Annotated in this window: 25 protein-coding genes; 18 read left to right on the top strand and 7 right to left on the bottom strand. The window is 66.9% G+C overall.

Annotated features, from left to right (window positions below):
* Positions 1 to 3: 3 nt before the first annotated feature.
* Positions 4 to 2148 (top strand): TonB-dependent receptor domain-containing protein, encoded by a 2145-nt coding sequence (locus tag ACESL8_RS07055; protein ID WP_372917248.1) that lies wholly within the window; start codon positions 4 to 6, stop codon positions 2146 to 2148.
* Positions 2149 to 2322: 174 nt separating this feature from the next.
* On the top strand, positions 2323 to 2592 hold the full coding sequence (locus tag ACESL8_RS07050; RefSeq protein ID WP_372917246.1) for an SWIB/MDM2 domain-containing protein: 270 nt from the start codon (positions 2323 to 2325) through the stop codon (positions 2590 to 2592).
* Positions 2593 to 2687: 95 nt separating this feature from the next.
* On the opposite strand, the gene ACESL8_RS07045 is transcribed toward ACESL8_RS07050, so the two are convergent.
* Positions 2688 to 4010 (bottom strand): RsmB/NOP family class I SAM-dependent RNA methyltransferase, encoded by a 1323-nt coding sequence (locus ACESL8_RS07045; RefSeq protein ID WP_372917244.1) that lies wholly within the window; start codon positions 4008 to 4010, stop codon positions 2688 to 2690.
* Positions 4011 to 4066: 56 nt separating this feature from the next.
* The gene (locus tag ACESL8_RS07040) at positions 4067 to 4894 is read right to left on the bottom strand and encodes an SDR family NAD(P)-dependent oxidoreductase (RefSeq protein ID WP_372917242.1); all 828 of its coding nucleotides are present in this window, start codon (positions 4892 to 4894) and stop codon (positions 4067 to 4069) included.
* Between the two features lie 66 nt (positions 4895 to 4960).
* Here ACESL8_RS07040 and ACESL8_RS07035 point away from each other — a divergent pair, with 66 nt between their 5' ends.
* A complete protein-coding gene (locus ACESL8_RS07035) occupies positions 4961 to 5137 on the top strand; it encodes a DUF1674 domain-containing protein (RefSeq protein ID WP_372917240.1) in 177 nt (58 codons plus the stop codon).
* 9 nt (positions 5138 to 5146) lie between these two features.
* On the opposite strand, the gene ACESL8_RS07030 is transcribed toward ACESL8_RS07035, so the two are convergent.
* Both ACESL8_RS07030 and tsaD read right to left on the bottom strand, forming a co-directional pair.
* Positions 5147 to 6139: an NAD(P)H-dependent glycerol-3-phosphate dehydrogenase gene (locus ACESL8_RS07030; protein ID WP_372917238.1), complete on the bottom strand. Its 993-nt coding sequence runs from the start codon at positions 6137 to 6139 to the stop codon at positions 5147 to 5149.
* Entirely contained in the window at positions 6136 to 7188 is a 1053-nt protein-coding gene (tsaD, locus tag ACESL8_RS07025; protein WP_372917236.1) for a tRNA (adenosine(37)-N6)-threonylcarbamoyltransferase complex transferase subunit TsaD, read from the bottom strand. The genes ACESL8_RS07030 and tsaD overlap by 4 nt, the downstream gene beginning before the upstream one ends.
* A gap of 58 nt (positions 7189 to 7246) precedes the next feature.
* Here tsaD and hemC point away from each other — a divergent pair, with 58 nt between their 5' ends.
* Genes hemC through ACESL8_RS07005 form a run of 4 tightly spaced genes read left to right on the top strand, consistent with a single transcriptional unit; the run spans position 7247 to position 11219 of the window.
* Positions 7247 to 8188 (top strand): hydroxymethylbilane synthase, encoded by a 942-nt coding sequence (hemC, locus tag ACESL8_RS07020; protein ID WP_372917234.1) that lies wholly within the window; start codon positions 7247 to 7249, stop codon positions 8186 to 8188.
* On the top strand, positions 8188 to 8844 hold the full coding sequence (locus ACESL8_RS07015; RefSeq protein WP_372917232.1) for a uroporphyrinogen-III synthase: 657 nt from the start codon (positions 8188 to 8190) through the stop codon (positions 8842 to 8844). The genes hemC and ACESL8_RS07015 overlap by 1 nt, the downstream gene beginning before the upstream one ends.
* A 9-nt stretch (positions 8845 to 8853) precedes the next feature.
* A complete protein-coding gene (locus tag ACESL8_RS07010; RefSeq protein WP_372917230.1) occupies positions 8854 to 9840 on the top strand; it encodes a hypothetical protein in 987 nt (328 codons plus the stop codon).
* A 23-nt stretch (positions 9841 to 9863) separates the two neighbouring features.
* A complete protein-coding gene (locus tag ACESL8_RS07005; protein ID WP_372917228.1) occupies positions 9864 to 11219 on the top strand; it encodes an MFS transporter in 1356 nt (451 codons plus the stop codon).
* Here ACESL8_RS07005 and ACESL8_RS07000 read toward each other — a convergent pair.
* Positions 11216 to 11731, bottom strand: coding sequence for an SH3 domain-containing protein (locus ACESL8_RS07000; protein ID WP_372917226.1), 516 nt, complete (start codon positions 11729 to 11731; stop codon positions 11216 to 11218). The genes ACESL8_RS07005 and ACESL8_RS07000 overlap by 4 nt on opposite strands.
* A gap of 77 nt (positions 11732 to 11808) precedes the next feature.
* Here ACESL8_RS07000 and ACESL8_RS06995 point away from each other — a divergent pair, with 77 nt between their 5' ends.
* Positions 11809 to 12804 (top strand): 2-hydroxyacid dehydrogenase, encoded by a 996-nt coding sequence (locus tag ACESL8_RS06995; protein WP_372917224.1) that lies wholly within the window; start codon positions 11809 to 11811, stop codon positions 12802 to 12804.
* Between the two features lie 86 nt (positions 12805 to 12890).
* On the top strand, positions 12891 to 13898 hold the full coding sequence (locus ACESL8_RS06990; protein WP_372917222.1) for an NAD(P)-dependent alcohol dehydrogenase: 1008 nt from the start codon (positions 12891 to 12893) through the stop codon (positions 13896 to 13898).
* 214 nt (positions 13899 to 14112) lie between these two features.
* Here ACESL8_RS06990 and ACESL8_RS06985 read toward each other — a convergent pair whose 3' ends face one another.
* The gene (locus tag ACESL8_RS06985) at positions 14113 to 15531 is read right to left on the bottom strand and encodes an NAD(P)H-dependent flavin oxidoreductase (protein ID WP_372917264.1); all 1419 of its coding nucleotides are present in this window, start codon (positions 15529 to 15531) and stop codon (positions 14113 to 14115) included.
* Between the two features lie 220 nt (positions 15532 to 15751).
* On the opposite strand from ACESL8_RS06985, the gene trmB reads away from it, so the two are divergent.
* The 5 genes from trmB (at position 15752) to ACESL8_RS06960 (ending at position 20356) form a co-directional block, all read left to right on the top strand.
* On the top strand, positions 15752 to 16447 hold the full coding sequence (trmB, locus tag ACESL8_RS06980; protein WP_372917220.1) for a tRNA (guanosine(46)-N7)-methyltransferase TrmB: 696 nt from the start codon (positions 15752 to 15754) through the stop codon (positions 16445 to 16447).
* A 73-nt stretch (positions 16448 to 16520) separates the two neighbouring features.
* Positions 16521 to 17471, top strand: coding sequence for an acetyl-CoA carboxylase carboxyltransferase subunit alpha (locus ACESL8_RS06975; protein WP_372917218.1), 951 nt, complete (start codon positions 16521 to 16523; stop codon positions 17469 to 17471).
* A gap of 55 nt (positions 17472 to 17526) precedes the next feature.
* The gene (locus tag ACESL8_RS06970) at positions 17527 to 18951 is read left to right on the top strand and encodes a M48 family metalloprotease (protein ID WP_372917216.1); all 1425 of its coding nucleotides are present in this window, start codon (positions 17527 to 17529) and stop codon (positions 18949 to 18951) included.
* Entirely contained in the window at positions 18951 to 19376 is a 426-nt protein-coding gene (mutT, locus tag ACESL8_RS06965) for an 8-oxo-dGTP diphosphatase MutT (RefSeq protein ID WP_372917262.1), read from the top strand. Before ACESL8_RS06970 ends, mutT begins: the two co-directional genes overlap by 1 nt.
* A 44-nt stretch (positions 19377 to 19420) precedes the next feature.
* The gene (locus ACESL8_RS06960; RefSeq protein WP_372917214.1) at positions 19421 to 20356 is read left to right on the top strand and encodes a ribose-phosphate pyrophosphokinase; all 936 of its coding nucleotides are present in this window, start codon (positions 19421 to 19423) and stop codon (positions 20354 to 20356) included.
* 50 nt (positions 20357 to 20406) lie between these two features.
* Here ACESL8_RS06960 and ACESL8_RS06955 read toward each other — a convergent pair whose 3' ends face one another.
* Positions 20407 to 20640: a hypothetical protein gene (locus ACESL8_RS06955; RefSeq protein ID WP_372917212.1), complete on the bottom strand. Its 234-nt coding sequence runs from the start codon at positions 20638 to 20640 to the stop codon at positions 20407 to 20409.
* A 60-nt stretch (positions 20641 to 20700) separates the two neighbouring features.
* Between ACESL8_RS06955 and ACESL8_RS06950 the strand changes: the two genes are divergently transcribed.
* The 4 genes from ACESL8_RS06950 to ACESL8_RS06935 are packed head-to-tail and all read left to right on the top strand — an operon-like array spanning position 20701 to position 23862.
* On the top strand, positions 20701 to 21747 hold the full coding sequence (locus tag ACESL8_RS06950) for an alanine racemase (RefSeq protein ID WP_372917210.1): 1047 nt from the start codon (positions 20701 to 20703) through the stop codon (positions 21745 to 21747).
* On the top strand, positions 21744 to 22520 hold the full coding sequence (locus ACESL8_RS06945; RefSeq protein ID WP_372917208.1) for an MlaE family ABC transporter permease: 777 nt from the start codon (positions 21744 to 21746) through the stop codon (positions 22518 to 22520). Before ACESL8_RS06950 ends, ACESL8_RS06945 begins: the two co-directional genes overlap by 4 nt.
* The gene (locus tag ACESL8_RS06940) at positions 22517 to 23287 is read left to right on the top strand and encodes an ABC transporter ATP-binding protein (protein WP_372917206.1); all 771 of its coding nucleotides are present in this window, start codon (positions 22517 to 22519) and stop codon (positions 23285 to 23287) included. The genes ACESL8_RS06945 and ACESL8_RS06940 overlap by 4 nt, the downstream gene beginning before the upstream one ends.
* The gene (locus ACESL8_RS06935) at positions 23284 to 23862 is read left to right on the top strand and encodes a sigma-70 family RNA polymerase sigma factor (protein ID WP_372917204.1); all 579 of its coding nucleotides are present in this window, start codon (positions 23284 to 23286) and stop codon (positions 23860 to 23862) included. Before ACESL8_RS06940 ends, ACESL8_RS06935 begins: the two co-directional genes overlap by 4 nt.
* The last annotated feature ends 146 nt before the right edge of the window (positions 23863 to 24008 follow it).

Here is a 24008-nt window from a genome sequence, read left to right as displayed (position 1 = left end):
GCGATGCGCCTGCTGCCCTTCATGCTGCTGTTGGCCGCTTCCCCGGTCGCGGCTGCCGATCCTTCACCGCAACCCCGGCTCGATGGTCGCTGGCATGGCCTGGCGGCGCAAGACGTGGCCGCCGGCCTGTGGTGGGCCGGCCCGGCGCAGCGCGATGCCAGCGGGCCCGACACGCTGGCTGAAGCGCTCAGCGGTGTGCCGGGCCTGATTTTTACCCCTGCCCCCGGCAATGGCAGCGCCGCGCTGATCGTGCGCCACGGCCGCAGTCAGCCGGAATTGCGCATCGGGACACTTGGCCAGCCCGGATTGCCGCCGCTGCTTGCCGGCCTGTTCGATACCGATCTGCTGCTGGCCGCGCCGCCGGGCGGGCTGGGCAGCGCGGCCGGGGAAATCAGCCTGTCGTTGCGCCGGCCGGGCGACAGGCTGGCCGGGCTGGGTGAGTTTGCTGCCGGCGCGTTCGGCAGTCGGCGCGTGCTGGCCCGCATCGATGTGCCGCTGGGCAGGAGTACCGGCGGGGGCGCGCGGCTCGGGCTGGGCGGTCATTTTCAGCATGATCTGGGCTGGCTGCGGAACACCACCACCGGCGAACGCCTCAACCGCGGCCAGCGCGCAGGCCTTTCGGGCACGCTGGACCTTGATCTGGGGCCAACGCTCAGCCTTGCGCTTACAAGTGTTCATGCCCGGTCCCAGGCCGGAAACCTGCCCGCCTTTGCCTGCAACCCAAACGCGCCGTCCATGTGCGGCGGGCGCTTTGCCAGCACCGGGCAATTGGCGCGGCCGCCGCTGCTGGCGCCGAGCTGGGGGCCAATTTCGGCTGATCTCGCCGGCCAGCCGCTGGGCCAACGTGCCGATCTGGCGCTATATGATCTGCGGCTGGTGCATCAGGGGCAGCGGCTGCGGCTGGAATTGGCGGCGGGCCTGTCGCGCCAGACCGGGCGGCTGGGCCTTGATCTGGCCGATGGCCGGCGGCTGGAGGGGCTGGTGGGGCTGGTGGGGCCGGCGGGGCTGGCCAGCGGCGGCTATGGCCTGATCGCCCGCACCACCGACAGCCAGCACGGCGCCGATCTGCTCGCGGCGGTCGATCTGGGCGTGCTCACGCTGCGCGGCGGCGCTGGTTTCAGCGAGGCGCGCCGCCGCCGCGATCAGGCCGATACGCAAGCTGGCGCGGTGCTCGCCGATCGCCGCCTCGTCCAGTCGATGGCCAGCCGTCACGGGTTTGCCCAGGCCCGGCTGGAGCCCGGCCACGGGCTGGCACTGGAAGCCGGGGTGCGGGCGGCCCGGCAAACGCTCGGCCTTGATGTGACCGACCGGCGCGCCGGCTGCGCGCCCTGCCTGGCGCCGCCTGGCCCTGCCCGGCAGGAACAAACGCTCCTCACCCCCGAATTCGCGCTGTCGTGGCGGGCGTCGCCGCAGTGGCTGCTGTTTGCCCGCAGCGCGCGCAGCGCCCGGCTGCCGGGTTGGAACCTGCTTGCCCGCACCAGTGCCGAACTGCAACTGCTGCCGGCCGAAACCGGGTGGCACCATCAAGCCGGGGTGAAAGCCGATTTGTGGAGCGGCCGGCTGCGGCTGGATGCCAGCGGGTTTGCGGCGCGCACGCGGGCGCTGGTTTCGCCGCTTTTGGGCATCGATCCGTTGGCGCTGGCGGCCATCCCCCGGCTCGACATGCAAAATCATGGGCTGGACGTGACGGTGCAGGCGCGTCCGCTGGAGCAGCTGGAACTGGCTGCCGCGCTGGGGTGGCAGCAGGCGCGCTGGACAGGTGCGGTGTTGGCCAATCTGCCGCCCGGCGCGCCGGCTCGGCCCCTGTATGCGCCCGACACCACGGCCAGCCTGTCGGCTGTTTGGCGGCAGCCGTTGGTGGGCACGGGTTCGGTTCTGGTGCCGCGCGTGGGCCTGCGCTGGCGCAGCGCGATGGCGGTGGCGGCGGGGCCGGTATTGGGCCTTGTGAATGGATTAGCAAACGGAATAGCTTCGGGCGGCTGGCAGGCGGCGGCGGCGCTGCAGCTGGAAATTCCGGATGGCGGCTGGCTCATCAGCCTTGAATGCGAGAACTGCCTTGACCAGACGTTGACCGATGGCGCGGTGGCCGGCCTGCCGACGTTGAACCCGCCGCGCTGGTGGCAGCTCCGCTTCAACCGCCGCTTTTAACGAGTGCGAATTGGCCTGAAAGTCACGATTTGTGGTGTTTGGAGACTTTATTGCGGCACGGTGACAAAATTATGCTTGCACCTTGGGTATCATCCCCGCTTTAAGTCATCCATCAGGGTCCACTGATACACATTGGCTCCGCCAGCGGGGCAGACACTCTGGAAGGGGATTATAATGGCCACTGAAGCCAAGAGCGGTCGTAACACTTCGGCGCTGATGAAGCCGCTGACGCCGCAAGGCCCGCTTGCCGTTGTGGTGGGCAGCGATCCGCTGCCGCGCGGCCAGGTTGTTGCCAAGATGTGGGATTATATCCGCGCCCACAATCTGCAAAAACCGACCGACAAGCGCGTGATCGTCGCCGATGCCAATCTGAAGGCTGTGTTTGGCAAGGACGAGTGCACGATGTTCGAAATGAACAAGTTCATCGCACAATATCTGAAGTAAGCGCTTCGCCGCTTGCCGGCAGCAGTTTCAGGGGCGTCGCCTGGGTTGACCCAGCGGCGCCCCTTTTGCGTCTGGTGGTACGTCTGGTCGGGCGTTTACGCAGCCAGTTTGCGGAAGCGGGCGATGAAAAAGCCGTCGAGGCCGCCCTCCACCTGACCCGGCAACGTGCGCACCCAGCCATCGGCGGCGGGCGTCAGGCCGGCGGGCAGTTCATCGGCCCCGATCATTTCGCGCGGCAGGCCGGCAATCACGCGTTCGGCAATGCGCTCGCCCTCCTGCGGGAACAGGCTGCACGTGGCATAGATCAGCCGCCCGCCCGGTTTCAGCCAGCCGGCGGCGCGGCGCAGCAGGGCCGCCTGCAACAGCGTCACTGGGGTAAGATCGGTGGTGCCTTTCAGATGCAGCACGTCGGGGTGGCGGCGGAAGATGCCCGTGGCCGAACAGGGCGCATCGATCAGGATGTGATCGAACAGCACGTCGGGCTGCCAGCGGAGCGCATCGGCCACCACCAGATCGGCGGTGAGCCCGGTGCGGCTGAGATTTTCGCGCACGCGTTCAAGCCGGTGATCCGACATGTCCAGCGCCGTCACTCGGGCTCCTCGCGCCGCCAGTTGCAGCGTCTTGCCGCCGGGCGCCGCGCACAGATCAAGCACATGGTCGCCAGCTTGCGCCGGGAGCAGGCGGGCGGGCAGGCTGGCGGCGAAGTCCTGCACCCACCAGGCGCCTTCGGCAAAGCCCGGCCATTCGGTGATGCTGCCCTTGCGCGCGGTGCGGACATGGCCGGGCGCGAGGCTGATGCCCTCCAGCGCGGCGGCCCAATGGTCGGTTTTCGACGGGTCTTTCAGCGTCAGGTCGGTTGCCGGCTCTTCGGCGAGGGCAGCGCTGGCGGCATTGACCATGTCCACACCCCAATCCCGCGCCCAATACACATCGAACGGCGATGGCAGTCGCGGGGTGGCCGGCAGCACGGCCGGGCGGCGGATCAGGCTGCCCAGCACGCCGTGCACGAGCCGGCGCGGCCCGCCTTCGACCAGCGGCAGCGCGGTTGCGACCACGGCATGCGGCGGCGTGCCCAGTTTGAGCCAGCCCGCAAGCCCGACGCGCAGGGCATGACGCGCGCGGGCATCGGCCGGCAGCGGGCGCGGTGTGGCGCTGTCGATGAGGTCATCGAGTTCGGGCAGCCAGCGCAGCACCGTAAGCGCCAGCAGCCGCGCCAACCCGCGATCCTGCACGAGTGCCAATTCGTCTGCGGCATTTGTGGCAGCATCGAACGGCGCACCGCGATCAAGCACGGCCTGGCAGATTTTCAGCGCGGCGCGGCGGGCGGCGACGCCGGTATCGTCACGGTTGGTGGCGGGGCGGCCAGAACGCTCCGGTTTGCGTTCTGGCTTGGGGGAAGACTTGGGGGGCAGGTTCATCGCTTGCCCCTTGCCGCAAACCGGGCCGCTTTCCCATCACTTTCCGTCGGCCCCTGCTACTTCCTGCGCCCGAGGAAACTGCCGATCACCTTGAAATAGGACACTGGGAACAGGCGCACCATCCAATCGATGAACTTCGCATCGGGCCCGATCAGCACGCGGGTGCTGCGCCGCGCCATGCCGGTAATGATGATCTCGGCCGCTTGTTCGGGCGTGGTGGGGGCATTTTTCTCAAACTCGGCGGCGAAATCGGTGTCCGGGTCCTGCCCCGGCAGCAGCGCCACCCGCTTGCTGTTTTTGGCCACGTTGGTCTTGATGCCGCCGGGGTGGACGCGGATCACAGCGACGTTCGGATCGGTGACGGCCAGCTCCAGCGCCATCGCTTCGGTGAGGCCGCGCACGGCATATTTGCTGGCGTTATAGGCGCTTTGCGTGGGGTATCCCATCATGCCGAACACGCTGGAAATATTGACGATCCAGCCTACGCCGTCCTTGGCGGCCGCGCTGCGCACATGCGGCAGCGCAGCGCGGCAACCTTCGACGACACCGGTAAAATTCACCGCCATCACCAGATCGAAATCCTCGCGCGGGCAGTCGGCGAACGGCGCCACCACGCTCAGCCCGGCATTGTTGATGATGCCGTCGAGCTTGCCGAAATCGGCCACCGCGCCCGCCACCCAGCCGTTCAGCGCTGCGGTGTCGGTCACATCCAGGGTGGTGATGCTTGCTGGCAGGTTGCCGAGCAGGCGCTTGGTTTCCGCCAGCCCGCCCGCGTCCTTGTCGCTTAGCGCCAGCACCGCGCCGCGCCCCGCCAAATCCTGCGCCAGCGCCCGCCCGATGCCGCTGCCGGCCCCGGTTATGGCGATTACCTTGCCTTCAAACATGCTTGCCCCCCCCTGCTACACCTCACCCCATTGCCATCAAGGCGGCAGCGGTGGCAACTCTGGCGGATGAACAACGATAAACCAAAGCCCGATCCCAAGATTGATCCCAAGATTGATCCCCGCGACAAGCAGCCGGTCGTTCCGCCCCCGGCCCCCAGCGACAAGGAGGTCGGCGGCCGCAAGGGGCCTGATCCGGTGCGCTACGGCGACTGGGAAAAGGGCGGCATCGCAGTCGATTTCTGAAGAACGGTGCTATTCGGCCTTCAACGGCCGATTGAGCAAGGCGCTGATCGTTTCGCCCACTGGTGCACCGGCGAGCAGCGCGGCGACGGCGGCGCAGATCGGCATCTCCACGCCGGCAGCGCGAGCGGCCTCAGCTAGCACCGGGGCGGTTACGGCGCCTTCGGCCACGGCGGGACCGGCGAGGAGGTCGGCGACGGGGCGGCCTTGGCCCAAGCCCATGCCCAGCCGGAAATTACGGCTGTTTTCCGATGAGCAGGTGAGGACGAGATCGCCAAGGCCCGACAGGCCAGCGAGCGTTTCGGCCCGCGCGCCGCGGGCGACACCAAACCGGATCATTTCGGCAAAGCCGCGTGCGATCAGCGCGGCGCGGGCATTGAGGCCGAGGCCAGCGCCTTCGACGACGCCGCAGGCGATGGCGAGCACGTTCTTGACGGCGCCGCCGATCTCCGCCCCCACCACATCGTCGGACTGGTAGAGCCGGAACGTCGGGCGGGCCATCGCGGCGACCAGTTGTTCGGCCAGCGCGCTATCCGAGCAGGCGAGCGTGACAGCGCACGGCAGCCCGCGCGCGACTTCGGCGGCGAAACTGGGGCCAGACAGGATGGCGATGGGATTGGGCACAGCCGCGCGCGCCACGTCCACCATCAGTGCGTGGCTGCCGGCTTCGATGCCCTTGGCACACAGTACCAGCGGCGTGGCAGCAGGGATGGCAGCAGGGATGGCGGCGCTGGCGAGCAACCTGGTCAGCGTTGGCCGCAGATGCTGGGCGGGGACGACGACGAGGATGATGTTGCAGCCGGCAATGTCGGCCAGATCAGCGGTGGCGGTGATGCCGGCAGGCAGCGCGATGCCGGGCAGGAACAGCGGATTCTGGCGGGTTTGGTTGATGGCAGCCACCACTTCGGCTTCGCGCGCCCATAGCGTGACCGGGCCGTTGCCGGAAAGCGTGCTCGCCAGCGCCGTGCCCCAGGCACCAGCGCCGATGACGCCAAAATTCGTCACGCCTTCACTCCCGCCCCGCGCACGGCTTCGGCGGCGGGATCGAGCGGCCAGCGCGGGCGGGCGGGAGCGTGGAGATCGTCGATATCGCCCAACGCCAGCCGCTCCAGCCCGGCCCAGGCGATCATGGCGCCATTGTCGGTGCACAGCCACATGGGCGGCGCGACAAACGGCAGCGCCTTGCGGGCAGCGAGGCCTGCCAGCGCGCCGCGAATGGCCTGATTGGCTGCCACCCCGCCGGCCACAACCAGTGCCGTGGCCTGCGGGAAGGCGGCAATTGCACGCGCCGTGCGGTCGATGAGGCAATCGCAGGCGGCCTGCTGAAAACTGGCGGCGAGATCGGCAATGTCTTGGGCGGTCGGTTCGGCGATGGCAGCGCGGGCGCGCAGCACGGCGGATTTGAGGCCAGCAAAGGAGAAATGCGGTTCTGCCGAGCCCACCAGCGGCCGCGGCAGCGGAAAACGCGCCGGGTTGCCGGCCTTGGCTGCGCGTTCCAGCGCCGGGCCGCCGGGAAAACCCAGCCCCAGCACCTTGGCGGATTTGTCGAAGGCTTCGCCCACGGCATCGTCGATGGTGGTGGCCAGCCGGCGATAGCGGCCAACGCCTTCGACGCCGAGCAACTGGCAATGCCCGCCCGACACCAGCAGCAGCAGATAGGGAAAGTGCAGCGACGGATCGGCCAGGCGCGGCGACAGCGCGTGGCCTTCGAGATGATTGACGGCGATCAGCGGCTTGTTCGCGGCAAACGCCAGGGCCTTGGCGGTGACCAGCCCAACCATCACGCCGCCGATCAGGCCCGGCCCGGCAGTGCCGGCGATGGCGTCCACATCTGCCAGCGCGATACCAGCCTGCGCCAACACCGTTTCCACCATCGGCGCCAGCCGATCGGCATGGGCGCGCGCGGCGAGTTCGGGCACGACGCCGCCAAAGCGTTCGTGTGCGTCGTTCTGGCTGGCGATGCGCTGGGCCAGGATGGTGCGATCGCCGCGTACCAGCGCCACGGCGGTTTCATCGCAGCTGGATTCGATCCCGAGAACAAGCGGATTTGCCATGGCGCACAGCTAGGGCCAGTCTTGCCAATCCGCAATGGCCGCGCCATTGGCATGGGCCATGAGCTTCAAGATCGGCACTCCATTCAAGATCGGCACGCGGGGTTCTCCCCTTGCATTGGCGCAGGCGCACATGACGGCGGCTGCGCTGCGTACCGCGCATGGCTGGGGCGAAGCCGATGTGGAGATCATCATCATCCTGACCACCGGCGACAAGGTGCAGGACCGGGCGCTGGCCGAAATCGGCGGCAAGGCATTGTGGACTAAGGAGCTGGACGCGGCGTTGATCGACGGCCGCATCGATATCGGCGTGCATTCGATGAAGGATGTCGAAACCCTGTTGAGGGACGGGATCGCGCTTGCCGCCATGCTGCCGCGTGCCGATGTACGCGAACGGTTGATTGGAGCAACCAGCATTGCCGCCCTGCCGCACGGCGCACGTATCGGCACATCGTCGCCGCGCCGCGCCGCGCAGTTGAAAGCCAAGCGGCCCGATCTGGTGACCGAAATCCTGCGCGGTAATGTTGCGCGCCGGCTAGCCCAGGTTGAAGCCGGCGTGATCGATGCCACCTTGCTTGCGGCAGCGGGGCTGGACCGGTTGGGGCAGACTGTGGGCGCGTTGATCGAAATTGACGAGATGCTGCCGGCCAGCGCGCAGGGCGCGGTTGGCATCACCGCCCGCGACGGCGATGCGGTAGTGCTGACGCTGCTGGAGCCGATAAACCATCTGCCCACCTTTCAGTGCGTGGCCGTGGAACGGGCGTTTCTGGCGGCGCTGGGCGGCAGCTGTCATTCGCCGGTGGCGGCGCTGGCGCGGCTGGAAGGCGAAGGCCCCAGTGCGATTGTCGGCTTTCGCGGGCAAATCCTCGCCGAGGACGGCAGCCAAGTGCATGAAGGCGGCTTCGATGCGCCGCTGCACGAGGCCCATGAGCGCGCGGCGGAACTGGCCGCTGAACTGCTCGGCCGTGCCGGGCCGGCAGTGCGCGGGTTGTTCACGACCTGATGCGCATCCTTGTCGTTCGCCCGCAGCCCGGCGCGAACGCCACCGCCGGTCGGCTGGCGGCGTTGGAGCACGAAGCGGTGGTTTACCCGCTGCTGGAAACACGGGCTACGGCGTGGACGTTGCCGGCGCAAACCTTTGATGCCGTGATCCTGTCCAGCGCCGCCGCCGTCCGCCATGCCGGGCCGGTGGCTGATGCGCTGAAAGGCCTGCCCGCGCATACCGTGGGTGACGCCACCGCCGCTGCCGCCCGCGCTGCCGGCTGGGCTGCGGTCACGGCGGGGCCGGGCACCATGCAGGCGCTGCTGGCGGGGCTGTTGGCTGGCCCGGCGCGGCACTTTCTGCATCTGGCCGGGGCAGACCTGACGCCGGTTGCGGTTCCGGCCGCGCTCAGCCTCACGCGCGTAACCGTTTATGAAACCCCGCTGCTGCCGCTGCCGGCGCTGCCGGATGTGGACGCTGTGCTGCTGCACTCGCCGCGCACGGCCGCGCAATTCGCGGCGGAGTGGGACCGGCTGGCCGGGCAGCGCGGCGCGGTGCAGCTGTTTGCCATCAGTGCGGCCACGCTGGCGGCGGCAGGAAGCGGATGGAAACAGGCTGCTGTTGCCGCCGAACCCACCGAATCGGTCTTGCTGGCGATGCTGCGCAAAGCCTTGTAGGAAGGCCCCATGAACGATCCTTTCGAGCGCAGCGACATCGGGGAATCGAGCCTGGCCGCCACCGAGCGGCTGCGCGCGCGTTTGATGACGCAGGGGACTGACCGCCAGGCCCCGGCCCCGCGCCGCAACGGCGTGGCGTGGGCGGTGGCGGCCGGGCTGTTTGCCTTTGCTGCCGGCCTGATTGCCAATCCCTGGTTTGAACAGACGGTGCGTGGCCGGCTGCCGCTCGTGGCCGCAGCTGCCGATCGCTTGGGCGACGGGGCGCTGGAAAAACGCCTGGCTGTCCTTGAACAGCGCAAGCTTACGACGCCGGCCGCGGCTTCGGAACGGCTGGCCCGCACCGAAGCCAAGGTGGAAAGCAGCAACGATCAGATCCAGCGCGATGCCGAGCGCGTCGACGAGCTTCACCGCCAGCTCGGCGAGCTAATGGCGCGGGTGGCGGCCGAGGAAGCCCGCGATGCCGCCTTGGTGGCCACCAGCCAGGGCGCCGCCAACCGTGCCGAAGCGCTGCTTACCGTGCTGTTGCTGCGCCGCGCGGTGGCGGATGGCCGCACGCTTGATGCGCTGCTGCCTGCCACGCGCCGCCTGTTCGAGGAAAATTATACCGACGACGTGGCAGCGCTGGCGGCGCTGTCGGCCACGCCGGTGACGCGGGCGCGGTTGGCGCGTGATCTGGCCGGCCTGTCTGATGCCGCGCCAGGCGCTGCTCGCCCCAATTGGTGGGAAGCACTCAGCCGCCGGGTGGAAACCGCTTTTTCCGGCAGCGAGGGCGCTGGCCCGGTGGCGCAGGCGCAGGTCGCCTTGGCACGGGGCGATGTGGCGGCGGCCGCTGCCGCGCTGCGCCGGGCGACGGCGCTGCGCGGCAATGCTGCGGTACGTGGCTGGCTGACAGCGGCTGATCGCCTGCTGGCCGGTGAAACCGCCTTGGCGGCTCTGGAATTCGCCGCAGCTGCGCCGTTGCCTGCCCCTGCCGTATCCCCGGCGTCGGCGCGCTGACCGACACCGCTTCCCCGCGGGCCATGCGGGCCTGGGCTTTGGCCCAGGCGGTGCGCGATCCTTATGTCATCCTGGTCACCATCTACATCTTCATGCCGTGGTTTGTGCGCGCCGTGGTGGGCGATCCGGTGCAGGGCCAGGCCTTGGCGGCGCAAGGCGGCAAATGGGGCGGCTGGGCAGTGATGCTGACCATGCCGATTTTGGGCGCGATGATCGATCGGCTTGGCCCGCGCAAGCCGGCGCTGGCGGTGGTGATCATGGCGATGGCGGCAATCACTGCCAGCCTGTGGTGGGTGATGCCGGCGAGGCCGGGCGGCCACAGCGCCGGATTGGGCGTCTTGTGGGTGATTACGGCTGGTGCGGTGATGACGTGGTTGTTTTCCGCCCACGAGATGCTGCACAATTCGCTGTTGGTGCCGGCGGCGGGTTATGCCGGGGCCGCGCGCGCCAGCGGGCTGGGGCTGGCCGGCGGCAATGCGATGAGCGTGGGGCTGCTGCTGCTGGTGCTGCTGGCCTTTGCCTTGCCCGGCACTGTGGATTGGGCGTGGTTGCCGGCGGCGCCGCTGCTGGGCCTCGATCCCGCGCTGGGCGAACCGGCGCGCATCACCGGGCCGATCGTGGGCGCACTGATGCTGGTGGGCAGCATCCCGCTGTTTCGCTTTGTGCCCGATCAGCTGCGCACTGGCGCCCGGCTGGGGAGCGCCTTTGTGGGCGGTGCCGGCGATCTGTGGCGCCTGTTTCGGGGTGCACGCGGCAATGCCAATCCGCTGCTTTATTTGTTGGCACGGATGATTTTCACCGACGGCCTCACCGCCATCCTGTTGTTTGGCGGCATTTATGCGGCGGGCACCATGGGCTGGGGCACGCTTCAGATGTTGGGCTATGGCATCGTGCTGAGCTGTGCGGCGGTGGTGGGCGGGCTGCTGGCACCGCGGCTGGATGGCTGGCTGGGGCCAAGGATGGCGTTGATGCTGGAATTGCTGCTGCTCATCGCGGTGCAAACGCTGGTGCTGGGTTCGGGGGCGCAGCGCATCCTGTTCCAGCCGGCATCGGCCGCGCCGCTGTGGGATGGGCCGATGTTCACCTCTCTGCCTGAACTGGTGTTTCTGGGGCTGGGCTGCGGCCTCGCCGTTACCGTCACGGCGGCTTATGCCTCGTCACGCACGCTGCTCACCCGGCTGGTGCCGCCGGATCGGCTGGGGGCGTATTTTGGCCTGTATGCACTGTCCGGCACGGCAACGATGTGGATGGGGCCGTTGCTGGTGGAACAGGCGACAAGGTTTGGCGGCACCCAGGCATCGGGTTTTGTGCCGGTGATAGGCTTGCTGGCGACCGGGCTGCTGCTGATGCTGTTCGTGCGCGGCGGCGGCAAAATCTAGCCTTCGATTTTCTCGCGCTGGTAGGTGCCCCACATCTGGCTGCGCAGGATGTAGCCGGATTTGCCGTCCTTGCTCACCCGGCACCACAGATCCTCGCACAGGGTGATGGTCACCACCGCGTCCGGAGCGATGCGCCAGCCGATACGGCTTTTCATGTCGGGCGCGACATACAGCAGCCGCACCTGATCGCGGACAATGCCGGTGCGCTGGCCGGTGAGCAGCGCCTTGTTCATCCAGCCGGTGACGCCATCGGGATCGCGCACCTGCCGCCAGATTTCATATTCCTTCAGGATTTCCATCGGCAGGCCGGGGCGCTTGTATTCCCACATGATCGGGAAACGCTCGCCCGGGCCGGTGCGCATCATTGCACTACCGCGTTTGACCGAAACAAAACGCGGTTTGCGCAGATCGGTGGTGCCATCGGCAAATTCGGCGGCCCCGGCAGCAGCGGCGGCAGCAGCGGCCAGTGTCGCCGCAAGCAGGGTGAATGGGCGCAGCAGCATTTTCTTCATGGGCCTTGCTCTTGACCGTTTGGCCGTTGCCGCGCAAGCCTTGGCGCGTTCAATCGTTGCTGATTTCGGACCCGATCATGCCCAACAAACCGCGCCCCAAGGTCATCGTCACCCGCCGCCTGCCCCAGGCCGTGGAAACCCGCATGGCCGAATTGTTCGATGTCGAACTCAATCTGACCGATACGCCCTTCTCGCAAGACCGGCTGGCCGATGCTGCCCGCCGTTGTGAGGTGCTGGTGCCCACGGTCACCGATCATATCGATGCGGCGGTGTTTGCCGCTGCGGCCGACGGCGGCCGGCTCAAGCTGTGCGCCAATTTCGGCGTGGGCGTCGATCATATCGATCTGCATGCCGCCCACGCGGGCAAGGTGGTCATCACCAACACGCCCGGCGTGCTTACCGAAGACACCGCCGACATGGTGATGGCGCTGATCCTTGCGGTACCGCGCCGGCTGGGGGCTGGCGAAAAACTGGTGCGCGCCGGCGAATGGGCCGGCTGGTCGCCCACCGGCATGCTCGGCCACCGCATCACCGGCAAGCGGCTGGGCATCATCGGCATGGGCCGCATCGGCAGCGCCGTCGCCCGCCGCGCCCGCGCCTTTGGCTTGACGGTGCATTATCACAACCGCCACCGCCTGCCCGCCAGCGTGGAGGCCGAGATGGAAGCGACCTGGTGGGCCGATCTTGATGCCATGCTGGCACGGGTGGATATCATCACCATCAACTGCCCGCACACGCCGGACACGCATCACCTGATCGATGCGCGCCGCTTTGGCCTGATGCAGAAATCGGCCTATCTCATCAACGCGGCGCGCGGCGAGATCATCGATGAAAGCGCCCTGAGCGAAGCGCTTGCCGCTGGCCAGATCGCCGGGGCCGGCCTTGACGTGTTCGAACATGAACCCGCGGTCGATCCGCGCCTGCTGCAGATGACCAACGTCGTGCTGCTGCCGCACATGGGCAGCGCCACCTTCGAAGGCCGGCAGGCAATGGGCGAAAAGGTGATCGCCAATATCAGGGTGTGGGTGGATGGCCATCGGCCGCCGGATATTGTTTTAGAAGGCTGGGCGTAAGCCCCACCTCCGGCCCCTCCCGTGAAGGGGAGGGAAGCCAAGGCGGTCGAGCGGCGCTAGGCTGCCGGTAACCAAGGAGCCACACCATGAAAGCCATCCGCCTTCGCCACCCCGCCGGCATTGACAATCTGCGCCACGAAGACATGCCCGAACCGGCCGGTCCCGGCCCCGGCCAGATCAAGGTGCGAATCAAGGCCAGCAGCCTGAATTATCACGATTATATTGTCGTGGTTGGCGGCATTCCCACCCCCGATGGCCGCATCCCGATGAGCGACGGGGCCGGCGAGGTGCTGGCCGTGGGCGAGGGCGTGAGCGAATTTCGTGCCGGCGACATGGTGGTTTCCACCTTTTTTCCGACCTGGCTCGACGGTCGGCCCAACATGGCAGGATTCGCCGGTGTGCCGGGTGACGGGGCCGATGGCTATGCCGTGGAGGAAGTAGTGGCTCCGGCGACCAGTTTCACCCACGCGCCGTTCGGTTATTCCCATGCCGAAGCCGCCACCCTCACTTGCGCCGGCCTTACGGCGTGGCGGGCCTTGGTGCCGGAAGGCAATCTGAAGGCAGGCGACGTGGTGCTGGTGCAGGGCACCGGCGGCGTTTCCATCTTTGCGCTGCAATTTGCCAAGGCCATGGGCGCAACGGTGATCGCCACCAGTTCCAGCGATGAAAAACTGGCGCGGCTGCAGGCGATGGGCGCCGATCATGTCATCAACTACAAATCCACCCCCGGCTGGGGCAGCGCGGCCATGAAGCTGACGCAGGGACGCGGGGTGGACCATATCGTCGAGATCGGCGGCGCCGGTACCATGCCCGAATCAATCACCGCCTGCGCCGTGGGCGGGCACATCAGCCTGATCGGCGTGTTGGCGGGCTATGCCGGGCCGATCTCCACCGTGCAGCTGATGGGGAAACAAATCCGGCTGATCGGCATCACGGTGGGCACGAGGCGGCAACAGCAGGACATGATCCGCGCCATCAACCAGAACGGCATCCGCCCGGTGATCGATACACACTTCCCGCTCGCCGAATTGGGCGCGGCGTTCCGGCACCAGGAATCAGGCAAGCATTTCGGCAAGATCTGCATCGATATTTGAAGACGTGGAACGGCTTCCGGCGGGCAGAGCCTGAGGCCCTGCCCCCACTTTTGTTTTTGGCCGGCGCTGGTGATTCGTCATGATGGCGTTGGCTGAGAGGCTGATTGCCTGCGGCTCTGAGGCAGCGCAGGCCTGAGGGCGCACTGTGTTCCTTGAGGGCTGCCCCAGACAAACGGGTGCAGGGCCTTCGCCCCTGCCCGCCGGAGGCCCTGCTTCACGCCCCCGTCAGCAGCCGCTCCATCAACTGCTTCACAGTCGGGATGAAGCGGTTGGAATAGAACGGGTCGCTGGCGAAGCGATAGGCGGTGTGGCCGGCGAAGGCGAGATTCTGGTCAGGGTCGCCGCCGTGGGCGATGTCTTGCAGGGTTTTCTGGATGCAGAAGCTGCGTGGATCCGCCAGCCGCCCGGTACTGTTGCCTTCGTTGTCGGCCCACGCCGAGAAGCCGCAGTGCGACAGGCAGCCCATGCAATCGGCCTGGTTCTTGCGGATGTCGGCGCGTTCGGCCGGGGTGACGAACACCAGTGTGTTGTCCGGCGTTTTCAGAGCTTCGGTGAAGCCGGCGCCGTACCATTCGCGGGCATGAAGCAGATCATCGCGGGTGACGAAAAAGCGTTTGGTGCCAACGCCCACATCCAGTTGCAGCGCGTGATCGCCGGTTGCCGTGGTGGAAAAGGCGATTTGCCGTTCGCTGCGGGCTTCGAGCGCGCGCAGGTAGGGATTGCGGATCGCCGAAGAATAAAAGCCGGTCGGCGAAAACTGATGCAGCAGGATGTCGCCCTTTTGCAGATCGAACAGGCGCTGTTTCCACACGTCGGGGATCGGGCTTTCCTGTGTGAGCAGCGGCCGCGTGCCGAACTGGAACACGACCTGGCCCAATTCGGGATTATCAAACCAGTTGGCCCATTCGTCCAGCCGCCAGACGCCGCCGGCCATCACGATCGGCACTGATTCGGGCACGCCAAGCTCCCGCATGGAGGCGCGCAATTCGGCGACGCGGGGATAGGGATCCTGGGGTTTGCGCGGATCCTCGGCGTTGGACAGGCCGTTGTGGCCGCCGGCCAGCCACGGATCTTCATACACCACTCCGCCCAGCCATTCCGCCGCCTTGGAATAGGCGCGTTTCCACAGCGCCCGGAAGGCGCGGGCCGAACTGATGATCGGGTAATAATGCACGCCGTGTTGAGCGGCGATTTCGGACAGCTTGTAGGGCATGCCCGCACCGCAGGTGACGCCGTTGACCAAGCCCTTGGTGCGTTCCAGCACGCCGTGCAGCACGCGCTGCGCCCCGCCCATTTCCCACAACACGTTGATATTGATGCCGCCGATGCCGCGCTGCAGTTCGGGCGCTGCAATTTCATAGGCGCGCTGTACCTGGGCAACGCCGCCTTCGATGGCAAAATTTACCAGTTCTTCGTGGCGGTCGCGGCGGGTGGCGGCGTGGTAGATCTGCGGGATGACGCGGCCTTCATCATCAAAACCGTCGGCGTTGACGGCGGAGACAGTGCCGACGCCGCCGGCCAATGCCCACGCACCCGACGATGCGTGGTTGGTGGCGGAAACACCCTTGCCGCCTTCAACCAGCGGCCACACTTCGCGGCCGCCCATCACCAGCGATTTCATACCCGACATCATTGCCATGTTGTGCATCACCTCGGTCAGCGCCCCGCTGCCATCCACGGCCCTATTGCGGCAAACACCTGCCAGTGCGCAAGCCGCAGCGGCACTGTGCGCGCATTCGCTGCGGCAAGCGGGCGGTTTGGCGGCGGCCCACAATCTTCAGTGTGCCTTGATCTGGATCAATCCGCCGGCCCACCCTTTTCCGCAGGCGCGCAATCGGGCAGGGGCGTGGCCCATGGCCGAATCAAGCATTTCCGATCCCACCACCATGCGCCGGCTGTACGGCCGTAGGCAGGGCCACACGCTGCGCCAAGGCCAGGCGGCGTTGCTGGCCGATCTGTTGCCGCGCATCGCGCTGCCGCCGGAAGGGCCGATCACGGCGCCACGCCTGTTTGGCGACGATCGCCCGCTGTGGCTGGAAATCGGCTTTGGCCGGGGTGAGCACATGGCCGGGCAGGCGGCGATGCACCCCCACGTGGGCCTGATCGGCGCGGAACCGTTTGTCGATGGTGTGGTGGGCGCGTTGATTGCGGTGCGCGATGGGGAACTGCCCAATATTCGTATCTATAATGGCGATGCACTCGACGTGCTGGATCGGCTGGCACCCGCCAGCATTGATCGGCTGTTCCTGCTGCATCCCGATCCCTGGCCCAAGACGCGGCACGCGAAACGGCGGTTCATGAACCCAGGCCCGATTGATCGCATTGCCCGTGTGCTGAAACCGGGCGGCGAGTTCCGTTTTGGCACCGATCACCCGGTGTATTGCCGCTGGGCGCTGATGCAGATGGGCAAGCGCCGCGAGTTTCAGTGGCTGGGCGACGCCGCCGCCGATTTCCAGACCCGGCCCGCCGATTGGCCGCAAACCCGATATGAAACCAAGGCGCGGCGGCTGGGCCACGAGGTGTGGTATTTCCGCTGGCAGCGCCAGTGAGCCCTTCCGTGAAGCCTAGCGTGAACCCTGCTGCCATTGACCGCAGCGGGTGATTTCGCCTAGGCCGGCCAGTGTGAGCCAGTATCTCGACTTCGAAAAGCCGATCGCCCAGATCGCCCAGCGCGCGGTGGATTATCGCGCCGCCGGCGATGATGCCGGCGCCCGCCACGCCGATGGGGCGGCCCGCCGCTTGCTGGCCGAAACCTATGCGCGGCTGTCGCCGTGGCAGAAAACGCTGGTTGCCCGTCACCCGGCGCGGCCGCATTTTTCCGATATCGCCAAGGTGCTGGTGGAGGATTTTACCCCGCTGGCCGGCGACCGGGCTTACGGCGAAGATCTGGCCATCGTTGGCGGCCTTGGCCGGCTGCGCGGGCTGAATGTGCCGGTAATGCTGATTGGCCATGAAAAAGGCACTGATACCGCCAGCCGCGTGCGCCATAATTTCGGCATGGGCCGGCCCGAAGGTTATCGCAAGGCGGCCCGGCTGGTTGAACTTGCTGCGCGTTTCCACGTGCCGGTGATCACCTTGGTCGATAGCGCCGGCGCCTATCCCGGCGTTGATGGCGAAGCCCGCGGCCAGGCCGAAGCCATTGCGCGAGCCACCGCCGCCTTTCTGGGTGCGCCGGTGCCGATCATCACCGCCATCACCGGCGAAGGCATGTCGGGCGGCGCCATCGGCATCGCTGCGGCCGACCGGGTGATCATGTTCGAACATGCGGTTTATGCGGTGATTTCGCCGGAAGGTTGCGCTTCGATCCTGTGGCGCAGCGCCGACAAGCAGGCCAATCGCGCCGCCGACGCCGCTGAAGCAATGAAGGTGACGGCGGCTGATTGCAAGGCGCTGGGCGTGATCGACACCATCGTTTCGGAACCGCTCGGCGGCGCCCACCGCGATCCGGCTGCGGCCATCGCATCGTTGTCGATGGCGATTGCCAGCCAACTGCAGCCGCTGCTGGGCCTGGCGCCGGCCGCTTTGGTGAAGGCGCGCCGCGCCAAATATCTGGCGATGGGCCGCAATCTCTGAACTGTCTGGCGCTGCCATCTGGCGCGGCGGCCTGCTCTCAGGCTATGCTGAATGCATGAAAATCCTGTTCCGCGCTCTCGCCCTGTCCGCCCTTATCGCCGCCCCCGCGCTCGCGCAGGCACCCCCCGGCCTGACCGACGGAGAGCGCCGGTCAGGCGCCGCGGCTCACCCACAGATATTGCAGCAATTCGGCGGCGCCATGAGCGGGCCGACGGCGGATTATGTGCGCCGGGTCGGGCAGAAGATTGCCGCGCAGTCTGGCGGCGGTGCGCGGGCGCAGGATTACACCGTCACCCTGCTCAATTCCAACGTCAACAACGCCTTCGCCATCCCCGGCGGCTATGTTTACATCACCCGCCAGTTGCTGGCGCTGATGAACGACGAAGCTGAACTGGCGTTCGTGATGGGCCACGAGGTTGCCCATGTTGCCGCCCGGCACGGCCAGAAGCGGCAGAACAGGGCGACTCTGTCGAACGTGCTGGCGGGCGTCGCCGGGGCGCTTACGGGCTCGGATCTGATCGGGCGCGGGGCCGGCCTGGTGGCCGGGCTCACCACGCTGGGTTACAGCCGCGAACAGGAACGGCAGGCCGATACGCTGGGTGTGCGCTATCTCGCCACTGCCGGCTATGATCCGGATGCCGCCACCGACAGCCTGGCCGCGCTGGCCGCGCAGACGTCGCTGGAATCACGCCTGAAGGGCCAGGGCGGCGCCGAACCGTCGAAATGGCTGTCCACTCATCCGCCCAGCGGCGAGCGTGTGGCGCGCATGCGCACCGAAGCGCGGGCACTGGCGGCACGCTCTGGCGCGCGCGCCCTCAACCGCGATGCGTTTCTCGGTGCTATTGACGGCATGATTTATGATGATGATCCAGCCGAAGGCGTGGTGATGGGCAACAGTTTCCGCCATGGCGGAATGGGATTGGCGCTGGATGCACCGCAGGGCTTTGCCGTCGCCAATTCGCCGCAGGCCATCACTGGCAGCGGCGCGGGCAATTTGCGTTTCGATTTGCGCGCCGCTGATGCGCGGAGCGCCGATCTCAACGCCGTTGCCGCTGCCCGCTGGCAGCAATTGGGCGTGGCCGCTCAGCCGATGCGCGCCACCCGCATCAACGGGGTGGAGGCGCTGGAAGGCAGCATTCGCGCCGGCTCGCAGGCTGGGCCGGTGGATGCCACGCTCACCGTTTATCGCTGGTCGCCGCAGATGGCGCTCACTCTGATCAGCATGGCGCCGCAAGGCCAGGCCGGCGGCGTGGCCCCGGTGGCCGCCAGCGTGCGCCGCCTTACCCCGCAGGAAATTGCCGGCATCCGCAGCCGCCGCGTGCAGGTGGTGCGGGTTGGCGCTGGCGATACGGTCCAGAGCCTGGCCAATCGCATGGCCTATGGCGACGACCGGATGGCGCGCTTTTTGACGCTGAATCAGCTCAGCGCCAATGCCACGCTCAAAGCCGGCGACCGCGTGAAACTGGTGACCTTGCGCTGATCAAGATCGTCCATGTTGTGGCTGCGGCTTTGGTGGACGCGCAAGGCCGCGTGCTGCTGGCCCAGCGGCCACAAGGCAAATCGCTGGCCGGGATGTGGGAATTCCCCGGCGGCAAGCTGGAGCTCGGCGAAACGCCGGAAGCCGCGCTGGTGCGTGAATTGGACGAAGAACTGGGCATTGTTGCCGAGGGGCTGGAGCCTTTCACCTTCGTGAGCTTTGCCTATCCCGATTTCCACCTCGTGATGCTGCTGTACTGGTGCCGGCGCTGGCAGGGTCAGCCGCGCGGCCGCGACGGGCAGGCACTGCGCTGGGAACGGCCCGGCACAATGGCGGCACTGCCGATGCCGCCGGCCGATGTGCCTTTGGTGGCAGCCTTGCTGGCGGCCACGATGGCAACGACGTTGCCCGAGGTTGCACGTATGTGACAGGGCGGCTATGCCCCGCGTCATCACTGCGAAGGGCGCGCGAAATGAAGATCCTGGCCGGCAATGGCAATCCGGAACTGGCCAAGGCGATTGCCGCCTATCTGGAAATTCCGCTCACCAGCGCTTCGGTACGGCGCTTTGCCGACGAAGAGATTTTCGTGGAAATCCATGAAAATGTGCGCGGTGAAGATGTGTTCGTGGTGCAGCCCACGGCCGCCCCGGCCAACGATAATCTGATGGAATTGCTGATTTGCATTGATGCGCTGCGCCGCGCGTCGGCCAAGCGGATCACAGCGGTGGTGCCCTATTTCGGCTATGCCCGCCAAGACCGCAAATCCGGCTCGCGCACGCCGATTTCGGCCAAGCTGGTGGCCAATCTGATCACTACCGCCGGTGCCGATCGCGTGCTCAGTCTTGATCTGCACGCCGGCCAGATCCAGGGTTTTTTCGATATCCCCACCGACAATCTGTTTGCCGGGCCGGTGATGTCGGCCGACATCACCGCCCGCATGGGGCTGGAAGACCTGATGGTGGTGTCACCCGATGTGGGCGGCGTGGTCCGCGCCCGGGCACTGGCGCGCCGGCTGGGCAACGCGCCGCTGGCCATTGTCGACAAGCGCCGCGAACGCCCCGGCGAATCAGAAGTGATGAACATCATTGGCGATGTGCGTGGCCGCCGCTGCATCCTGATTGATGATATCGTCGATTCGGCTGGCACATTATGCAACGCCGCCGCCGCTCTGCTCGAAGCCGGAGCCACCAGCGCCATCGCCTATGTGTCGCATGGCGTGCTTTCGGGCGGCGCGGTTGCCCGAGTCGATGGATCGGCGCTGTCGGAACTGGTGGTGACCGATTCGATTGCTGCCACTGCCGCCGTGATGGGCGCGAAAAAGGTGCGCCGCATCACGATTGCGCCGCTGCTGGCCGAAGCCATGCGCCGTACCGCCGAAGAAAGCTCGGTCAGCAGTCTTTTTGATTGATCGGCGTTGCAGCGCCTCGAGATTGACTGATCGGCGTTGAGACGCCTGCCTCAATCGCCCGTGGAACGGTTGATCACGCGGCCATCGGGCACATAGACCTTTTCCGGCGTCACATACTCGCCTTTGGCGGTGCAGATGCCGCCCGGGTCGTTCGCGCGCATCTTGGCGCAGAATTCGGTGTCGGGCTTGGGCTGGGCCTGGGCGTTGGCCGGGGCCACGAGCAGGCTGCTGCCCACCAATATGGCGAGGGCACCAAGAGTTGCGGTGATGATCGTGCGGTTCATGACACCTTGATAGAGGGGAATGGCTTGCGCCGCCATGAACAACATCGCTAATCCAAGCGTGTGTCGTCCCCGCCTCCTCCTCCCCCGCAAGCGCGGCTGTTGCTCGATGGCGCCGCGCTGATCGCCAACTGGCAGGATTTTGCTGGCGCGGTTGGGGCGGCGGCGTGCGCCGCGGCGATCAAGGCCGATGGCTATGGCCTGGGCGCGCGCGCGGTGCTGCTGCGATTGGCGGCGGTGGGCTGCCGGCATTTTTACGTGGCGCATTGGCAGGAAGTGCCGCCGCTGTTGCCGCTGCCCGCCGGCATCACCCTTTCCGTTTTGCACGGGGTTACCGCCGGTGAAATGCCCGCTGCGCTGGCGCTGCCGGCTCGCCCGGTGCTGGTGACGGCCGCACAGGCTGCGGTGTGGCGGCAAACGGGGCGCCCCTGCGAGGCGATGGTGGACAGCGGCATGAACCGGCTTGGCCTTGCGCCGGGCGAAACTGCCGATGTGCTTGCAGGCATGGATGTGGCGGTGCTGCACAGCCATCTGGCGTGTGCCGACAATCCGGCGCACCCCTTGAATGAGGTTCAGCGCGCCTGTTTTGCAGAAGTGGCTGCACGTGTGCCGGCCGGCGCTTATGCGCTGGCTAATTCGGCCGGCATCTTGCTGGGCCCGGGCTATCATCTTGATCTGGTGCGGCCCGGCATCGGACTGTTTGGCGGCGGGTTGATGCCAGGTGGCCGTGTTTCGCGCGCCGTTGCGGCCATGCAGGCACGCATCATCCAGCTGCGTGATGTGCCGGCGGGCGGCACAGTGGGCTATGCCGCTGCCTTCACCGCCGCGCGGCCCAGTCGCATCGCCACGGTGGCGCTCGGTTATGCCGATGGCTATGCGCGCGGCCTTTCCGGGGTTGGCTGGGCCACGGCCGGCGGCGTGCGCTGCCCGGCGGCGGGACGTGTGTCGATGGATTTGGCGGCGTTCGACGTCACCGATGCACCGCCGCTGGCCGAAGGCGACTGGCTCGATATTCCCTTCGATCCCGAAACCATGGCGGGGTTGGCGGGGCGCACCAGCTATGAACTGCTGGTGGCGCTGGGCCAGCGGTTTGAACGGGTGTGGGCATGATTGGGGCGCTTGCTGCCATTGGCGCGCCGGTGCTGGCGGCGCTGGCCAGCATCGGCCGGCTTACGCGTTTTGCCGTCACCGCGCTCACCCGGCTGCTGCAGCCGCCGTGGTATCCCGCCCAAGTGGCGCAGCAGATGCTGGTGATCGGCTGGCTTTCGTTGCCGGTGGTTGGTCTCACGGCCATTTTCACCGGTTCGGCGCTGGCGCAGCAGATCTTCATCGGCGGCAGCCGTTTCAACGCCGCCGCCACCGTGCCGGCGGTTACCGTGATCGGCGTGGTGCGCGAGCTTGGCCCGGTGTTGGGCGGCCTGATGGTGGCCGGGCGCGTTGCCAGCGCCATGGCCGCCGAACTGGGCACCATGCGGGTGACCGAACAGATCGACGCGCTGGTGACGCTGCGCACCGATCCGTTTCGCTGGCTGGTGGCCCCGCGCATGCTGGCGGCCGTGCTGGTGATGCCGTTCCTGGTGATGGTGTCCAATGCGCTGGGCGTGATGGGCGGCTGGCTGCTGGCGACCCAGCGGCTGGGCTTCAACAGCGCGCAATATCTGGCCACGACCCAGCGCTATCTGGAGGTGGACGATGTGGTGTCGTCGTTGGTCAAGGCAGCAGTGTTCGGCTTTTTCATTGCGCTGATGGGCTGTTATCACGGCTATCACAGCGGCGGCGGCGCGGCCGGGGTGGGGCGGGCGACCACCAATGCCGTGGTGTCCAGCTTCATCCTGATCCTGTTGTCGAATCTGATCATTACCGTGATTGTGTTCGGTTCATGAGCCCCCCAATCACCTCGCGCATCGAATTGGCCGGCGTGTCGAAACGCTTTGGCAGTCGGCAGGTGCTGGATGGCCTGTCGGTTGCAGTGGCACCGGGAGAAAGCCTGGTCATCATCGGCGGATCCGGCACCGGAAAATCGGTTACGCTCAAATGCATCCTCGGCCTCATCCCCCTCGATGCCGGTTCGATCCGGGTCGATGGACAGGAAGTTGCCGGGCTGAAAGGCGCCGCGCTCGATGCCCACCGCGCCCGGTTTGGGATGCTGTTTCAAGGCGGCGCGCTGTTTGATTCGCTGCCTGTGTGGCGTAATGTCGCATTTGCCCTGCCCGGCAGCGTGGCCGACCGCAAGGCAGCAGCCATCGACAATCTGGCGCGCGTCGGGCTGGCGGCAGAGGTGGCCGATCTGAAGCCCGCCGAATTGTCGGGCGGAATGCAGAAACGCGTCGCGCTCGCCCGCGCCATCGCAGCGCGCCCACCGATCATCTTTTTCGATGAGCCCACCGCCGGGCTTGATCCGATCACGGCGGCGGTGATCAACAATCTTATCCGCACGCTGGTTACGGATTTGAAAATAACCGCGGTTACCATTACCCACGACATGGCGAGCGTGAGGAAAGTGGCTGACAGGGTTGCGATGTTGTACGCGGGAACGATCATCTGGCAGGGTCCGCTGGACAGCCTTGATGGCTGCGAAAACGCGTATGTGCGCCAATTCATTACCGGCAGCGCCGATGGCCCGATCCAGATGCCGGCGGCACGCAAATGAGCCATCCAAATCAAGGTGTTACACCTGGTGCCGCGGAACTGTCGGCGATGCTGGCGCGTGTGGCCGATGGCGACACCGCAGCCTTCCAGGCGTTTTATGATCGCACGAGCGCAAAACTCTTTGGCGCGATCCTGCGTATATTGATCGAACGGCAGGAATCCGAAGACGTGTTGCAGGATGTCTATCTTAGTATTTGGCGCAAGGCCGCGACCTTTGATCCTTCAAAGGCCAGCCCGATCACGTGGGCGGCCACCATTGCCCGCAACCGCGCCATCGATCGGCTGCGCGCCCGCCCGCCGCGCGCCCATGTGCCGGTGGAGCAGGCGTTTGATCTGGCCGATGATGGCCCGGCCCCTGATGCCAGCCTGATGCACAGCCAGGATGCGCGGCGCATTGCTGCCGCGCTGGCCGCGTTGGAACCGCGCCATGCCGCCGCCATTCGCGCCTGCTACTTCGAAGGCGCCACCTATGATGAACTGGCGGCGCGCGAACAGGTGCCGGTGGGCACGCTGAAAAGCTGGGTGCGGCGCGGCTTGATTCGCATGCGCACCCTGCTGGAAGGGACCGAGGCATGAGCCAGTTGCCCAAATCCCTTGGCGAACCGGGCGGTCTTGATGGCCTGAGCATGCTGGAAGCGCTGGCCATGGACCATGCGCTGGGCGGCGGCAGCCGGGCCGATCGCAGGGCGGCTGATCCGCGCATGACCGGCGGTCCCGAACTC

Origin of the sequence: Sandarakinorhabdus sp. (genome assembly GCF_041689835.1) — a bacterium.
Taxonomy (GTDB): Bacteria; Pseudomonadota; Alphaproteobacteria; order Sphingomonadales; family Sphingomonadaceae; genus Sandarakinorhabdus.
Note: the sequence above shows the minus strand (reverse complement) of the source record. Positions and strands in the feature narration are given on the sequence as shown.

Excerpts from the sequence above, each read along its gene's own strand:
- ACESL8_RS07055 (WP_372917248.1), top strand. The coding sequence starts at position 4 with ATGCGCCTGCTGCCCTTCATGCTGCTGTTGGCCGCTTCCCCGGTCGCG.
- ACESL8_RS07050 (WP_372917246.1), top strand. The coding sequence starts at position 2,323 with ATGGCCACTGAAGCCAAGAGCGGTCGTAACACTTCGGCGCTGATGAAG.
- ACESL8_RS07045 (WP_372917244.1), bottom strand. The coding sequence starts at position 4,010 with ATGAACCTGCCCCCCAAGTCTTCCCCCAAGCCAGAACGCAAACCGGAG.
- ACESL8_RS07040 (WP_372917242.1), bottom strand. The coding sequence starts at position 4,894 with ATGTTTGAAGGCAAGGTAATCGCCATAACCGGGGCCGGCAGCGGCATC.
- ACESL8_RS07035 (WP_372917240.1), top strand. The coding sequence starts at position 4,961 with ATGAACAACGATAAACCAAAGCCCGATCCCAAGATTGATCCCAAGATT.
- tsaD (WP_372917236.1), bottom strand. The coding sequence starts at position 7,188 with ATGGCAAATCCGCTTGTTCTCGGGATCGAATCCAGCTGCGATGAAACC.
- hemC (WP_372917234.1), top strand. The coding sequence starts at position 7,247 with ATGAGCTTCAAGATCGGCACTCCATTCAAGATCGGCACGCGGGGTTCT.
- ACESL8_RS07015 (WP_372917232.1), top strand. The coding sequence starts at position 8,188 with ATGCGCATCCTTGTCGTTCGCCCGCAGCCCGGCGCGAACGCCACCGCC.
- ACESL8_RS07010 (WP_372917230.1), top strand. The coding sequence starts at position 8,854 with ATGAACGATCCTTTCGAGCGCAGCGACATCGGGGAATCGAGCCTGGCC.
- ACESL8_RS07005 (WP_372917228.1), top strand. The coding sequence starts at position 9,864 with ATGCGGGCCTGGGCTTTGGCCCAGGCGGTGCGCGATCCTTATGTCATC.
- ACESL8_RS07000 (WP_372917226.1), bottom strand. The coding sequence starts at position 11,731 with ATGAAGAAAATGCTGCTGCGCCCATTCACCCTGCTTGCGGCGACACTG.
- ACESL8_RS06995 (WP_372917224.1), top strand. The coding sequence starts at position 11,809 with ATGCCCAACAAACCGCGCCCCAAGGTCATCGTCACCCGCCGCCTGCCC.
- ACESL8_RS06990 (WP_372917222.1), top strand. The coding sequence starts at position 12,891 with ATGAAAGCCATCCGCCTTCGCCACCCCGCCGGCATTGACAATCTGCGC.
- ACESL8_RS06985 (WP_372917264.1), bottom strand. The coding sequence starts at position 15,531 with ATGATGTCGGGTATGAAATCGCTGGTGATGGGCGGCCGCGAAGTGTGG.
- trmB (WP_372917220.1), top strand. The coding sequence starts at position 15,752 with ATGGCCGAATCAAGCATTTCCGATCCCACCACCATGCGCCGGCTGTAC.
- ACESL8_RS06970 (WP_372917216.1), top strand. The coding sequence starts at position 17,527 with ATGAAAATCCTGTTCCGCGCTCTCGCCCTGTCCGCCCTTATCGCCGCC.
- ACESL8_RS06960 (WP_372917214.1), top strand. The coding sequence starts at position 19,421 with ATGAAGATCCTGGCCGGCAATGGCAATCCGGAACTGGCCAAGGCGATT.
- ACESL8_RS06955 (WP_372917212.1), bottom strand. The coding sequence starts at position 20,640 with ATGAACCGCACGATCATCACCGCAACTCTTGGTGCCCTCGCCATATTG.
- ACESL8_RS06945 (WP_372917208.1), top strand. The coding sequence starts at position 21,744 with ATGATTGGGGCGCTTGCTGCCATTGGCGCGCCGGTGCTGGCGGCGCTG.
- ACESL8_RS06940 (WP_372917206.1), top strand. The coding sequence starts at position 22,517 with ATGAGCCCCCCAATCACCTCGCGCATCGAATTGGCCGGCGTGTCGAAA.
- ACESL8_RS06935 (WP_372917204.1), top strand. The coding sequence starts at position 23,284 with ATGAGCCATCCAAATCAAGGTGTTACACCTGGTGCCGCGGAACTGTCG.